Source organism: Dictyobacter kobayashii (assembly GCF_003967555.1).
Taxonomy (GTDB): Bacteria; Chloroflexota; Ktedonobacteria; order Ktedonobacterales; family Ktedonobacteraceae; genus Dictyobacter; species Dictyobacter kobayashii.
Genome location: NZ_BIFS01000001.1, coordinates 3,343,285 through 3,356,849, shown reverse-complemented (window position 1 = coordinate 3,356,849; position 13,565 = coordinate 3,343,285). Strand labels below are relative to the sequence as shown.

Here is a 13,565-nt window from a genome sequence, read left to right as displayed (position 1 = left end):
GCACCAAAACCCCTTAAGCAGGATTAATCACTGCCTCTAGATTTTTCAAACCATGGAAACGTAAGAGCCAGCAACCATAATTCAACCCTCCACCAACAGCAGGCAAAGCTATCCACTGACCCTCTTTCAGCCGTCCATGCCGTAACAACTCAACCAGAGCCAGAGCAATACTGGCATTAGAGAGGTTACCATAATAGCGGAAGTTATCAGCCAGCTTACCCATTGTATCTTCAGGCCAGCCAAAGTCATGGATCAGCAGTTCTCCCATGCGGCGCGTAATCCGTGAGTTAGCCTGGTGAGGGACAATATGAGCCAGTTCTGCGGGACTCAATCCAGCGTGGCGGCACAGGGCATCTACACACTCGGCCATAGCGCGCGGTGCCTCGCGATAGACCTCTTTACCATTCATCTTAGTGTAACCAACCATGTATTGCGCAAGAAGCTGACTGAGCTCCTGACCACGACCCTCGTTATATAACTGACGAATCTTGAGGTCTACCTCGGCCATCTCCACAGCATCCTTGCGTAAAGGAGTCTGGTAGAGTAGCGCCTGAGCCTGGCGAGCATCTGAGCCATTGATGACATATGTATCTTCGTCACCCTGCTCAACGATAAAAGCGGCTGCCCCTTCACCAAATAAAGAACTGGTCTTCCAATCTAACACGTGCATGATATTGGGTAAAAGTGCTTCGGTAGCAACCAATAAGATACGTTTAGCCGTACTGGCTGCCAGAATTTCTGCCCCAACCTGAAAACCTTCTGTCTGACAGGCACAGGCACCTTTCAACATGGTTGAGCGCAATGGTCCTAAACCCAGCCTATGAGTGACCATACCTGCAATGGTGGGGAAACCATCATTGTCTGATGAGGAAATACCAACCACAGTATCGATATCCGTGGCTTTTAAACCTGCACTGGCCAGTGCACGCTCAGCTGCAATCACTGCCATATCTACCATTGACTCTTCACGTGGGGCAGTGGGATCTCCAATCAGGCCAGGCGCGTCCGCACCAGCCATTTCGCGGCATAATTCTAGCGTGCTGCTACGTACGTGGCGCGTCTCCAGACCCGTTACGCGCTCTAGATCTTCTGCTTTACGGGAGCTTCCAAGACGTGTAGAAATATAGGCAAAAAATTCATTGGTAATCACGCCATTGGGCACATAGGTACCGAGACCAACCAGTCGCACTTTAGCCTGGGTAAAGATATGCGGTATAACAAATGAATAATGTGGCCACTGGCCAGCATCGGTGCGTGTCATTGAATGCAAAACCTCCAATAGTGAGGATGATAAGAGCCTGTAAATTACCACTTAGTATATCATATCGTGCGTAATTCAGATGAAAGCTCTGGCCAAAAGTAAGATAACCAGGTACTATGCAAGCACCTGGTTGTCGTCAAAATACGTTTTTATCGCTTTGATTTGCTAAAATTACCAGCGATCCCGGCGATCTCTACGATCGTGGCGATCACGGCCACCACTGTAACTATTATCACTATAACTACGGTAGTCATCACGACGTGGCTGAGAAGCACGCTGAGACTGGAAACAATCACTACAATAAACTGGACGATCTTCGCGTGGAATAAACGGTACAGTTGTTGTACGTCCACAGGATGCACATACGGCTTCGTGCTGCTCACGTGGGGCCCGTGGCGCACTGGATTGCTGGCCGCCGCGACGTGCTGCGCGACAGCTTGGGCATCGGGAGGGTGAATTGGTCAGGCCTTTGCTAGCGTAAAACTCTTGTTCACCTGCAGTGAACGTAAACTCATTACTACAGTCACGACAAACAAGTACACGATCCCGGTAGCCCTCATTAAACATCATGGGTGGAATTTCCCCTTCTTCAGGTTACACACGTTCCATCTTATACGACTCATACTACAGTGGTGATAGAACAGGAGTGAGTATCTTCTTCCATGCATAGAAACAATATACATCTCCTGGTGGTTATCAGGCTGTGATTCCTATGCGACCGGGAGATGGAACGGGAGCCGGGGGCCGGATCTTACATACCAAACGGGATTTTTCCCTAACCACATATTTAATTGTAACATATTCATTATAAAAATGCAGTATATCCTTGACCTCGATGCTAGGATATAGTTATATTTCTATTGTAGGTGCCGGAGGATAACCTTGAACTCTGACTACGCTAATCAGTCACCAGCCGGAGAAATAGCGCTTGATGCACGCCGGGTTCATACGATTACGGATCGCTTTTCAATGGCAAATACCTACCTGATCAACGAGGAACGCATGGTAGTGGTAGATCCTGGTACTGAACTTAATGTTCGACAGCTACAGTTCTATCTGCAGCATTTTCTACATCGTACACTGCAACAAATCGATTTAATTGTATTGACACATCTCCATCCCGATCATACTTCAGGTGTGGAAGCTCTGCGCAAAATCTGTGACGCCCCTGTCGCCGCTTCTGCGGTGGCGCGCAATCTATTACAAGGCCAGCAAAAAGGTCACCATAGCTCTTCTTCGATTGCACACCTGGCCGAACATATTTTGACGGGCCCACTGCAACATGTCGATCTCTTCCCGCCCGTTTATGAACACCAGTATAAGCTGGTGAATATCTGGTTAGAAGATGTGGCGGGGCTACCAGGACATCCCGAATGGCGCGTCATTGCTAGCCCGGGCCATACCCCTGAAAGTCTTTGCCTGTATAATCCTTTTAGCCAGGAGCTCTTATGCGGCGATACGGTAATTACTATTCAGGGGGGAGCGCCTTTGTTGCGCGGAAGCGCTAATCGTCGACAACTGTCAGAAACCTTGCGCGTCTTACGTAGCCTGCAGGTTCATTATCTCTATCCCGGCCATGGTCGTCCAATCCTTGCCCTGCATCCGCTAACAAATGTGGACGTGGAATGGTAAGGCCATTCATCATTGAGGTTTCATCCGACTTGGCAAACGTAGAGGCAACGGACCATTAGCCGAGCGGGCAACCGGAATTGGTGGCATAGTAGTATTACGTAGCTGCGCGGCTCTGCCATATTCGAGCCGAATAATACCTATTCTTACGATATCGCCGGCCTTTAACTTACAGGGTACACGCACAGGTAGATCATTTAAGAATGTGCTATCGCAATTGGTCAAATCTTGCAGATAGAGTTCACCCGCCTGATTACTAATCTGGGCATGCACTTGCGCTACCGAGACATCGTTTAACATGATCGTACATTCCAGGCCGCGACCAATCGTTATGATTGCGCCATCCAGGCTCAGTCGCTGCCCCATACGTTCTCCATCCCTGACCAGAAAGTAGCCGGACTCTGAAACTGGATTAGAGGTGAAGGAGGCCTCGTCTGGTGGCTGAAGTAGAGCTTGCTGACTAGCAATAATGGCGGCTGGCAAAGGACTACTGGTATCTCCTTCAGCTTGCAGATCAAAGGTGGAGCGCCAGGTATGATTGATCAGAGGATCATACTGGTCGGCCAAGAGCTCTTTTTGTTCGGCCAGGATAAAGCCAAACTGCTGCTTGCCAATCTCCATTAAATCCAGGGAGGATACCAGGACACTACCCTGGACACGCTGGCCGTTTAGCAGGATACCATTTAAACTGCCACAATCTGTTAAGTAGACCTGCCCCTCGTGCCAGGCCAGCTCAGCATGATGGCGCGAGGCCATTTCATCATCCAGCCAGATGTCGCAGTCTTCTTCGCGTCCCAGGGTGGCTACCACGCGCTTCAAAGCCAGGCGCTGGCCCTGAAAATTACCATTTTTGTATTCAAGCCATCCCCAGGGGATATCTTCACGGAAAACATAGGGCGCCTCTTTGCCTGCCTGATAGCGGGGCGGTTGCGATGTGCTCGGGGCTGAAGTTGGAGCCAGTTCAGAAGATTGGCTATGAGTAGCTATAACCTGGGCCTGAGCACGCCCAAAGAGCCAGAAGAGGATAACCGAGAGAATGGGGTTGATCCAACCACAGATCAAGCTATATGCGATAACGCCCCAGCGCTCCATGACAGTTAAAAGCGTGTGGGGGCCACTAAGGCGAAAATGATACCAGATAAAAACAGGCACCAGTAATAAGGCGGAACACAAACACGCTACACCGGCAATCGTAAGCTGGTAGTTGGTCCCTCTGTGGAGTACTTTTTTTATCGCGACACTCGCAACAATAGCAAGCGCACAACATAATAGGCCTCCATAGCTCACAGAGTTAAAGAGGGGAGGAAAGTTTAATGTATTCGTAATCCGTTCCTCCCTCTATAAACTGAATATCCATTCACAGAGTTAGTTGAAAGGAACGTCAATACAGCCAACCTACAAAAGAAAATACCTTGCTGTCTATCCATTAAGCTCTTACACCTTATCATGGCAGGCATGCCCCCTTGCCAGGAGGTTACTTTCGTGACAATCATATCATTTTGTATCAGGACGGGCAAATAAATGGGACTTGTGGGGGAGATTTTATTTGATTTTTTCTTCAATATGGCGTCTTTAAAAGCATGAGATTTTAAATTTAAGGATAAGTCTGCAATATACATTTTGAAAAGGATTTCATGATTTATGAGCACAATTGGCGTGGCTCCAATGGTCATTCTTTCCGCCGTCTATTGTCTGATGGGCATAGCGGTCCTGCTAGGCACGGTCTTCTGGATCTGGATGCTGATAGATTGTTTAAAGCATGAGCCCTCAGGCAGCAACGACAAAATCATCTGGGTGCTAGTGATTGTCTTTCTGCATGCCATTGGCGCCATCATCTACTTCTTTATGCGCCGACAACCAAGAACTCGTCTGGGTCAACCATATAATATTCCCTGACTAAAAACGCCTCCCTTTCTTTTAAGACAAAGGGAGGCGTTTTAAATTCTACAATTAAACTTAATGGATCTGTACGTCCAACGCTCCTTGTTGGCGCAGGATCTCGCTGGCCTCTTGTTGACGCTGCGTGTCTTTGACGGTGATGATGGTGCGACCCTCTTTGACATCCTGGGCATACTGCCTGGCATGTTCTTTGGGAATACCAATATCTGTCAGGGTACCCAGGAAATTGCCAGCGACGCTACCGACGGCTCCTCCACCTAATGCGGCGGCGATAATACCACCAGCTACGATAGGTCCAATACCCGGTAAAAACAAAGCAGCTGCGGCTGCACCCAACGCGCCACCTACTACTCCGCCAGTGACGACACTCGCACGCTGCTCATTCTGCTCAGAATGGCGAGCCGCCGTATCTTCAACCCTGGCCTGCTCCTGCGACTCTGCTGATACGATCCCACTTTGTGTTTTAGCTACAGGTTCCTGTTGTGTACGCATTGCATCATCGGGACGCTGCAACGGTTGCTTATCTGCATGAGAACCAGGGTACGGCAGATTATCGATGGCCTCTTCCGTAATTGGCAGTGCCGTAGCCAGAATATTGGAGGCATCGGCAGGACCAATAAAAGGAACCAGCAAAATATCGGCGGCACCGATGATTCCTCCGATAATGCCACGTGCGATAGCCTTTGGACCATGCCCATGCTGGACATGATGTTGTGCCTGTGCAATGTTCTCGTCGGATGTGCGGGCCACAAAACCCAACTGGTCTTCTTTGAAACCGGCCTTGATTAAAGCATCCATCGCCTTAAGGACCGCGTTGCGATCCTCGAATGTTCCCACAATAACAGTCTGTTCTGATTCAGCCATGGTGACTACATTCCCCTTTATTTTATCTCTCTATCGTATACGTCTGAATGGGTCCCCTACATATACAACAGCTTTAAGACAAGCCAGGATTCATAAAACTATCTATCTGACTACCATTCTATTGTAATGCCTGTGTTCATCATCTTGCTATTAGTTTGTGATTTCTATTGTCGTCGGGTTCTTGTTGCTCTCTTGCATACGAGAGCTCAAGCTAAAACATGCTGTTCGCGCCTGCGGCGCTCATAAATTTTATATATTGTTGCAGCAAGGGCGCAGCTGCGCCCTTGCTGCAACAATATATAAAATTTGTCAAAAACGTTGGGTGACGTCAGCGCCCCAGCCATTCGTCCTGGCAGCTGCGCCCTTGCTGCAACAACGTATAAAACCTGTCAAAAACGTTAGGTGACGTCAACGACCCAGCCATTCCATCCTGGCAGTTGCGTCATTGGCGCTCAAAAAACGTTATGCATTGTTGCATAACGGACGCGCATGCTCCATTGGCGCTTAAAAAATGTTATGCATTGTTGCAGAACAGGCGCGTGCGCGCACGTTTTGCAACTACTCATAAAAAACAGCTCGGGCGCGCATGCGCACGTCCGCAAAGAAGTGGCACACTTCCCATAAACAGCAGCGTGCCATCCAATTGGATGGCATGCTATAATACACAACATTAATTTCAGCTTATCAGACGAGAGAAGTATTCCATGCGTGAACAATTAGACACATTCACTGAAGGAAACGAAACCAGCGAAAACCCTTCACGTAACACTCTGCGCTATATCATGCTGGGTCTGCTCTGGGCACGCCCGATGAGCGGCTATGATATCAAACAAACCTTTGAGCGGGCTATCGCTAGTTATTGGAATGCTGGCAATAGCCAGATCTATACCACATTGAAAAACTTGCATAAGGCCGGGTTGATCGATGCTGAAATCATTGTTCAAACCAGCCGTCCTAATCGTAAAGTGTATCGCCTGACACCGGCGGGTGAGGATGAATTATCTCACTGGCTACAAGAGGATGTGCCCGAGCGGTTTACAAAGGATGAGTTTCTGGCCAAACTCTTCTTTTGCGGTGAGACGACCGATGATGTGGCTCTGGTCCATTTGCAAGGCCATCGAGAGAGCCTGTTGAAACAGCTGGAGCATATGGAATGGGCGCGCAGGGAATATGGTTCACGACCAGTACGCCGACCGCATTTGCTCGAATACCAGTTGCTGGTACGCGAATATAAAGAGGCCGTCCTTAAGGCGGGTTTAGATGTAACAGAGAAGGCGATTGCGCGCCTGGAACAGCGTCTTAATCCTCAACAATCTTAAACCAGGCCCGCAAAATCTCCTCCTTCTCCATTCTATCCAGGCTGCCAGCCGTGGGTGCGATAAATATCCAGTGTTTGCTGGTCGCCTGGCACATAGCTAACCATAGAATATGTAGAGAGATTGGTAAAGACGGTGGTGGCGGTGCGCAAGGTGAGTCGTCCTAATTCACTGTGCTGGATTTGAAACACAAACGAAGGCGCTGGCTTGCTGCGAGTATAGACAGAAGATGCGATACGCCGATATTCTGGATATTCGCGCAACATTTTGATCAAAGATTTGTATTCAGCCAGGTGGGTCAGGGTACGCGTATTATAGAGGAAGTCCCCGACCAGGCGCCGCGCCAGGTTTTCCCAGCCGTGAAAGCGTTTGCGCATCTCAGGATCAAATACTAACCCCAGCAGGTGAATGTGCTCGTTGCGCTCCAGCATCTCTTGTGTTTCAAATAAATAGATCGCGGCCTTATTCCACGAATGTAAAAACCACAAATGGTCCAGAGAATGGGCTGGATATGAGGTATTATGGACCAGCAGGTGCGCTAACTCACCCAGGTCCAGCAATGTGCTCTCTAATTGATCCACATCCACAAATTGCCCCGTTTGCTGCCGATAGGCTTCAAAGAAATGTGACCTGTCTTCTGTTGATAACTCCAGGACACGAGCAATGTTTTGCACCACCTGCGGTGAGGGATTCGCGCGCTGACCCGTTTCCAGATGATAGACATACGTTCTTGAAAGTCGTGTGGCCTGGGCAAGCTGACCTTGCGAAATACCTCGGCGCTGGCGGTACTGTGTTACCAACTGGGCAAAGGTTGAAAGTTCTCGTGAGTTGTCAAGCATCCATATATCCTCAACAGTTACGTTTCGTTAGCTATCTGCACATTATGACGTAAAAATTGTTAGCTGGCAACATGGTCATCTTCACATAGTTAACATATAATTTGATCAGTGGGTTGTTGCTTATAGGTAGCGACAGAGTTGTCGCCCAGGTATCCTATCCCGGATGCCCCTATGGAGAGGAGCTATTACCGAATGTCTGACCCGTCGTTAATACACAACACACAAGCAGAACAGCACTCCATCGAGCGAACGAAGGAAGAAAATTCTTTTCCCTGGTTCCGCCATTACGATCATGGTGTCCCCACACACCTGGATATACCTGAGCGACCTCTCACGTCATTGCTGGATAATGCGGCAAAGCGCTATCCGAATCAGGCCGCTTTCGTATACTATGGGAACAAGATCACTTATGCTCAATTTTCTAACCAGGCCAATCGCTTTGCTATTGAACTGCAACGCTTAGGAGTGCAAAAAGGGGATCGCGTTGCTATTGCTCTCCCCAATATCCCTCAGTTCCCAATTGCTTTTTATGGTGCCCTGCGAGCAGGGGCCGTCGCCGTACCGACCAATCCTTTGTACACTGAACGCGAGATGCAGCATCAACTCGCGGATTCAGGGGCCAAAGTTCTGATCGTGCTGGATATGTATTATCCTATTATACGCAATATCCGCAACCAGACGGCACTCGAACATGTGATTGTGACCAGCCCGGCTGATTTTCTCCCACCATTGTTGCAAAAACTCTATCCTTTGAGTCAGAAAAACAATAAATTGCCACAGCCTGCACTGACCAGGAAAGAGGTGGAGAGCGATCCGATTTTGCATACGATGCAGCCCATGTTGCAGTCCCATGCTAAAGGTGGTATTGAGCTGTTCAACCTGCCAGTTCATGTACAGTCTGATGACCTGGCAGTATTACAGTATACCGGTGGTACAACTGGCCTCTCGAAGGGGGCTATGCTGACCCACCGTAATCTGCTCGCCAATGCTATGCAAACGCGCTATTGGGTACCAAAGGCGAAAGATGCTGCCGAAACCTCGCTCTGTGTGGCACCCTTCTTCCATGCTTATGGACTGAGCGTGGGCATGAATTTGTCTATTCTGGCGGCCGCTACTATGATCTTACTGCCACAATTTAAGGCAAAAGATGTTCTGGATGCGATTCATCATTATCATCCAACTATGTTTCCTGGTATTCCAACTATGTATGTTGCAATCATGAAAGAAGCCGGAAAACATACTGAATATCTGGAGTCGATTAAGTATTGTATCAGCGGCGCTTCTCCTTTGCCGGCAAAGATTCAGACGGATTTCGAGACCATTACTGGTGGCAAGCTCGTCGAGGGCTATGGCCTGAGTGAGGCAGCTCCGGTTACACATTGTAATCCGCTTTCTGATAAGTCGCGCAATGGTAGCATTGGTCTTCCTTTACCTTCCGTTGAGGCGACTATCCTCGACAGGACAACCTCGGAACCTCTGCCAGTAGGCGAGGTTGGCGAACTGGTGGTCAAGGGTCCTAATGTGATGAAGGGCTATTGGAAGCGTGAAGAAGAGACACAGGCGCTCTTTGTCAATGGTTGGATGCGCACCGGTGATATCGGCAAAATGGATGAAGATGGTTATTTTTATGTCGTCGAGCGCGCGAAGGATATGATTATTGCCAGCGGCTTTAATGTGTATCCACGCGAGGTCGAGGAAGTCTTGTATCATCATCCAGCCATCGCTGAAGTCGCTGTTGCGGGCGTCCCGGATGCCTATCGCGGTGAGACGGTGGCCGCCTTTATTGTTCTGAAGCCCGAGTTTAAACCTTCGGAACAACTTGAACAGGATATTGTTGCTTTCTGCAAACAAAAGTTGACCGCTTATAAAGTGCCGAAGCGTATAGAATTCCGCGACAACCTACCAAAATCACTCGTGGGTAAAGTCTTACGCCGAGAGTTACGCAAGCAATTGTAGCGCCTTTGGCTTAAATAAATAGCGTGCGGGCGCCTGGAATTTTTTCTTTGTGTGGATACACAGATGAGAATTCTGACACCGCACGCTTGTACGTGCCATGATGCACGTCTATGTTCGTAGCGACTATCAACTCGAAGGAGATTTTTCACATGTCGACGACCGTAAAACCAACGGAGCCAGGTACAGCATTTCTCACGACTTCGGTCAGCGAGAGTGCTTCCAAAATATTTATACTGGAAGAGCGTGATGATGAGCAGCGTTGGATCGAAGAGTCTGCAGATACATTTGTGACCCGTGAGGTGCTGCCAAAGGTAGAGGCTATCGATCGGCAGGAACCTGGCGTGATGCCTGGACTGGTGAAGCAGGCCGGCGAACAGGGTCTGCTGATGATCGATGTACCTGAGCAGTATGGCGGCGCTGAATTGGGCTTGCTGACCAGTGCGCTGGTCGCTTCTCAGTTGCGCGAGGCGTCATTTAGTGTGGCCTTTGGCGCACATACGACCATCGGTACCCTGCCAATCGTTTATTATGGCACCGAGGAGCAGAAACAACAGTATCTCCCTAAGCTGGCTTCGGGCGAGTGGATCTCGGCCTATGCCTTGACCGAGCCTGGTGTGGGCTCGGATGCGATGGGATTGACTACGCGCGCCGCCCTGTCAGAGGATGGTAAATACTATATCCTCAATGGTACCAAGCAGTGGATCTCTAATGCTGGCTTTGCGAACCTGTTTGTGGTCTTTGCACGCATCGGCAATGAGCGCCCATCAGCCTTTATTGTAGAGGCTACCTGGCCTGGCATTTCAACTGGCCCTGAAGAGAATAAGATGGGCATTAAGGGCTCCTCAACACGCCAGGTCATCCTGGAAGATGTGAAGGTGCCGGTTGAAAATCTGTTGGGCGAGATCCATAAAGGTTACAAGATCGCTTTTAATATCCTCAATATTGGCCGCTTGAAATTAGGTGCAGGTAGCGTTGGTGGGTCACGCTCCGCCCTGAATCTGGCTGCGACATATACGACTGAGCGCAAGGCTTTCGGCAAGTTTCTGCATGAGTTTGGCATGATCAAAAAGAAACTGGCCCGCATGGCTGCTGAGACGTATGCTGCGGAGAGCGAAGTCTTCCGTACCGCCAGCAATATCGCCCAGGCGCAGAAGAGCGCTGGCGCCGATACCGAGACGGTCTTTAAATCCATTGAGGAATATGCCATCGAGGCATCTATCGCTAAGGTCCATGGTAGTGAGGTCCTGGCGCAGGTGGTCGACGAGGGCGTACAGATCTTTGGTGGCTATGGCTTCATGCATGAGTATCCCATTGAGAAGGCCTATCGCGATGCTCGTATTCAACGCATCTTCGAGGGCACCAATGAGATCAACCGTATTGTGGCGGTAACAACCCTCTTCCGCCGCGCCCTGGCTGGCAAAATTGATCTGATGACCAAATATGCCGAAATTGAGGCGCGCATGAAAAACGATCAGATCCCGGCCGGTGTGGGCGAAGAGATACCGGTGGATCTGCGCGATGCGGCCAATGCGCTTGAGCGTGCGAAGGATGCCACCATCTATGCCACGATGCAGATTGCGCTCAAGTATATGCAGAATCCGCAAGCTCTGGCTGAAGAGCAAGAGTTTATTGAATACCTGGCCAATTTGATGATCGACCTCTATGCCGCCGATAGTGCCCTCGCCCGTGCTGCCAAGATTACTAATCAGGGTGCGGAAAATAGTGGCACCCACATCAAACTTGCTCAACTGGCTTCCTGGAACGCGTTGTCACGTATCCGTGGTAACCTGGACCAGTTAATCCAGACCTATGTGGATGAGAAGCGGGCCGAAAAGGTGCTTAGCCGCGTGCGCTCCTATGTGGGCGACTATATGCTCAATGCCGTACAGGTGCAGCGTGAGATCGCCGCATTGGTGGTTGAGAAACAGGGCTATCCGCTCTAGGCTTAAGTATTCGGTTAGCGTTTAAGACACTTCAGGTTTTGTAGGTACTTCTCATATTCTCCTGAAGCCTCGACGGCATATTCTCTCGCTCTGCTCGTCGAGGCTTTAGCAGAGAATTGTACCCCCAGTGAGGAAACAGATGATGCAAGTTGGTGATACACAAAAATGGGAAAGAACGTTCACAGAGGACGATGTGCGCCTCTTTGGGCGCGTATCCAGGGATATGGGCACTCACCATATTTTGCCCGATGAACAGGGCCGTGTAATGGTCCATGGCTTGTTGACAGCGACCTTGCCCACCAAAATTGGTGGAGAACTTAATTTTATTGCACATGATATGTCTTTTGAGTTTGTGCGACCAGTCTTTGTTGGCGATACTGTACGCTGTGAGGTAACCATCACACAGCTTGAGAAGATTGAAAACCGCCTTAAGATGAGCGCGGCCGTCTTTTGCCGCAATCAGCAGGGCAAGGTTGTCTTAACGGGCCATACCACTGGTATTATCCGCGAACCCCAGATCCTGTCTGTTGGCCTCCACTAAACTGAAAAATAGAAGTTCTACCATCGAAAAAAAGATTAATTCCATACAGTGTTTTTAGCTTTGTGCTTGAACTGACTGTATGTGCATCATGCGAAGGAGCAAAATATCATGGCAGAAGCCGTCATTGTCAGTGCTGTACGCACGCCTATCGGACGTGCCAATAAGGGCGCATTGAAAGATGTTCGTGCCGATGATCTGGCCGCGTTGGCGGTCCGAGCGGCAGTTGAGCGCGTCCCACAACTCGATCGCTCTTTAATTGAGGATGTTATCCTGGGCTGCGCCTTTCCTGAGGGCGAACAGGGAATGAATCTGGCACGCCTGGTTGGCGCGCTGGCTGGCCTGCCGGAAACCGCTGGCGGCGTCACAGTTAACCGTTTCTGCGCTTCCAGTCTGCAGGCCGTCAATATGGCCGCCCAGAATATTATGCTGGGACTGGGTGAGATCGTGATTGCAGGCGGCGTTGAGAGCATGTCGCGCGTTCCGATGGGTGGCTTTAATCCTAGCTATAATCCTCGCCTGGTGAAACAACAGAATGATAAAGATCAACAGAAATTGGCTGCCTCTGCTTACCCTCCCTGTGAGTTAGAGTATGCTTATTCTAGCTATCTGCCGATGGGTATTACTGCGGAGAATGTGGCCCGCGAATATAATATCAGCCGAGCTGATCAGGATGCCTTTGCCTTCCGCAGCCACCAGCGAGCGCTTGCCGCGACCGAGCAGGGTATCTTCCGCAAAGAGATTGTACCTGTCCCTCTGCCACGTGGTGGCTTTTTAGAGGTGGACGAGGGTCCTCGCCGCGATACTTCATTAGAGAAACTGGCGAGCCTGGAGCCCGTTTTTATCAAAGGTGGTAGTGTCACCGCTGGCAACTCCAGCCCTCTGAATGATGGCGCTTCGGCTGTGGTGATAATGTCGGCTGAGCGTGCCCGTGATCTGGGTATTACTCCTCTGGCACGAATCCGCACGATGGCGGTTTCAGGCGTTCGACCAGATGTGATGGGCATTGGACCGATACCCGCTGTACGCAAGTTGCTTTCACGCGCACACCTTGAGATTGACGATATCGATATCATTGAGCTGAATGAGGCTTTTGCGGCCCAGAGCCTCGCGGTAGTACGCACGCTGGGTATCGATGAGGAGAAACTGAATCCTCATGGCGGTGCCATCGCGCTAGGCCATCCACTGGGAAGCAGCGGCGCTCGCTTGATCGCTACCCTGCTCAATGATCTGCAGACAAAGGATAAGACGTTAGGTATCGCCACACTCTGTGTCGGTGGTGGTCAGGGTCTGGCCACATTGATTGAGAGGATGTCGTAG

At 50.0% G+C, this 13,565-nt stretch carries 12 protein-coding genes; 7 read left to right on the top strand and 5 right to left on the bottom strand.

Annotation, left to right across the window (positions count from 1 at the left end):
* Positions 1–13 precede the first annotated feature (13 nt).
* Both EL645_RS14715 and EL645_RS14710 read right to left on the bottom strand, forming a co-directional pair.
* Positions 14–1,261, bottom strand: a complete 1,248-nt coding sequence (locus tag EL645_RS14715; RefSeq protein ID WP_126551223.1) for a 3-oxoacyl-ACP synthase III family protein — start codon at positions 1,259–1,261, stop codon at positions 14–16.
* A 171-nt stretch (positions 1,262–1,432) separates the two neighbouring features.
* The gene (locus tag EL645_RS14710; RefSeq protein ID WP_126554199.1) at positions 1,433–1,828 is read right to left on the bottom strand and encodes a zinc-ribbon domain containing protein; all 396 of its coding nucleotides are present in this window, start codon (positions 1,826–1,828) and stop codon (positions 1,433–1,435) included.
* Between the two features lie 315 nt (positions 1,829–2,143).
* On the opposite strand from EL645_RS14710, the gene EL645_RS14705 reads away from it, so the two are divergent.
* Complete coding sequence (locus tag EL645_RS14705; RefSeq protein WP_126551222.1) at positions 2,144–2,893, top strand: MBL fold metallo-hydrolase; 750 nt, start codon at positions 2,144–2,146, stop codon at positions 2,891–2,893.
* A gap of 9 nt (positions 2,894–2,902) precedes the next feature.
* Here the strand turns inward: EL645_RS14705 and EL645_RS14700 are convergent, their stop codons facing one another.
* Positions 2,903–4,063 carry an FHA domain-containing protein gene (locus tag EL645_RS14700; RefSeq protein ID WP_136625215.1) on the bottom strand — a complete coding sequence of 387 codons (1,161 nt, stop codon included), beginning with the start codon at positions 4,061–4,063 and terminating at the stop codon, positions 2,903–2,905.
* Positions 4,064–4,531: 468 nt separating this feature from the next.
* Between EL645_RS14700 and EL645_RS14695 the strand changes: the two genes are divergently transcribed.
* Positions 4,532–4,786 carry a PLDc N-terminal domain-containing protein gene (locus EL645_RS14695; RefSeq protein ID WP_126551220.1) on the top strand — a complete coding sequence of 85 codons (255 nt, stop codon included), beginning with the start codon at positions 4,532–4,534 and terminating at the stop codon, positions 4,784–4,786.
* A gap of 60 nt (positions 4,787–4,846) precedes the next feature.
* On the opposite strand, the gene EL645_RS14690 is transcribed toward EL645_RS14695, so the two are convergent.
* Positions 4,847–5,653 carry a hypothetical protein gene (locus EL645_RS14690; RefSeq protein WP_126551219.1) on the bottom strand — a complete coding sequence of 269 codons (807 nt, stop codon included), beginning with the start codon at positions 5,651–5,653 and terminating at the stop codon, positions 4,847–4,849.
* Positions 5,654–6,357: 704 nt separating this feature from the next.
* On the opposite strand from EL645_RS14690, the gene EL645_RS14685 reads away from it, so the two are divergent.
* Positions 6,358–6,972 (top strand): PadR family transcriptional regulator, encoded by a 615-nt coding sequence (locus tag EL645_RS14685; protein WP_126551218.1) that lies wholly within the window; start codon positions 6,358–6,360, stop codon positions 6,970–6,972.
* A 32-nt stretch (positions 6,973–7,004) separates the two neighbouring features.
* Here the strand turns inward: EL645_RS14685 and EL645_RS14680 are convergent, their stop codons facing one another.
* Complete coding sequence (locus EL645_RS14680; RefSeq protein WP_126551217.1) at positions 7,005–7,808, bottom strand: MmyB family transcriptional regulator; 804 nt, start codon at positions 7,806–7,808, stop codon at positions 7,005–7,007.
* A 192-nt stretch (positions 7,809–8,000) separates the two neighbouring features.
* Here EL645_RS14680 and EL645_RS14675 point away from each other — a divergent pair, with 192 nt between their 5' ends.
* The 4 genes from EL645_RS14675 (at position 8,001) to EL645_RS14660 (ending at position 13,565) form a co-directional block, all read left to right on the top strand.
* A complete protein-coding gene (locus tag EL645_RS14675) occupies positions 8,001–9,764 on the top strand; it encodes a long-chain-fatty-acid--CoA ligase (protein ID WP_126551216.1) in 1,764 nt (587 codons plus the stop codon).
* A 149-nt stretch (positions 9,765–9,913) separates the two neighbouring features.
* A complete protein-coding gene (locus tag EL645_RS14670; RefSeq protein ID WP_126551215.1) occupies positions 9,914–11,707 on the top strand; it encodes an acyl-CoA dehydrogenase FadE in 1,794 nt (597 codons plus the stop codon).
* 142 nt (positions 11,708–11,849) lie between these two features.
* On the top strand, positions 11,850–12,248 hold the full coding sequence (locus EL645_RS14665; protein WP_126554197.1) for a MaoC family dehydratase: 399 nt from the start codon (positions 11,850–11,852) through the stop codon (positions 12,246–12,248).
* Positions 12,249–12,356: 108 nt separating this feature from the next.
* Positions 12,357–13,565: a thiolase family protein gene (locus EL645_RS14660; RefSeq protein ID WP_126551214.1), complete on the top strand. Its 1,209-nt coding sequence runs from the start codon at positions 12,357–12,359 to the stop codon at positions 13,563–13,565.

Bases quoted from the DNA above. Each gene is read 5' to 3' on its own strand.
- EL645_RS14690 (WP_126551219.1), bottom strand. From the start codon at position 5,653: ATGGCTGAATCAGAACAGACTGTTATTGTGGGAACATTCGAGGATCGC.
- EL645_RS14670 (WP_126551215.1), top strand. From the start codon at position 9,914: ATGTCGACGACCGTAAAACCAACGGAGCCAGGTACAGCATTTCTCACG.
- EL645_RS14660 (WP_126551214.1), top strand. From the start codon at position 12,357: ATGGCAGAAGCCGTCATTGTCAGTGCTGTACGCACGCCTATCGGACGT.
- EL645_RS14675 (WP_126551216.1), top strand. From the start codon at position 8,001: ATGTCTGACCCGTCGTTAATACACAACACACAAGCAGAACAGCACTCC.
- EL645_RS14680 (WP_126551217.1), bottom strand. From the start codon at position 7,808: ATGCTTGACAACTCACGAGAACTTTCAACCTTTGCCCAGTTGGTAACA.
- EL645_RS14685 (WP_126551218.1), top strand. From the start codon at position 6,358: ATGCGTGAACAATTAGACACATTCACTGAAGGAAACGAAACCAGCGAA.
- EL645_RS14710 (WP_126554199.1), bottom strand. From the start codon at position 1,828: ATGTTTAATGAGGGCTACCGGGATCGTGTACTTGTTTGTCGTGACTGT.
- EL645_RS14715 (WP_126551223.1), bottom strand. From the start codon at position 1,261: ATGACACGCACCGATGCTGGCCAGTGGCCACATTATTCATTTGTTATA.
- EL645_RS14665 (WP_126554197.1), top strand. From the start codon at position 11,850: ATGCAAGTTGGTGATACACAAAAATGGGAAAGAACGTTCACAGAGGAC.
- EL645_RS14695 (WP_126551220.1), top strand. From the start codon at position 4,532: ATGAGCACAATTGGCGTGGCTCCAATGGTCATTCTTTCCGCCGTCTAT.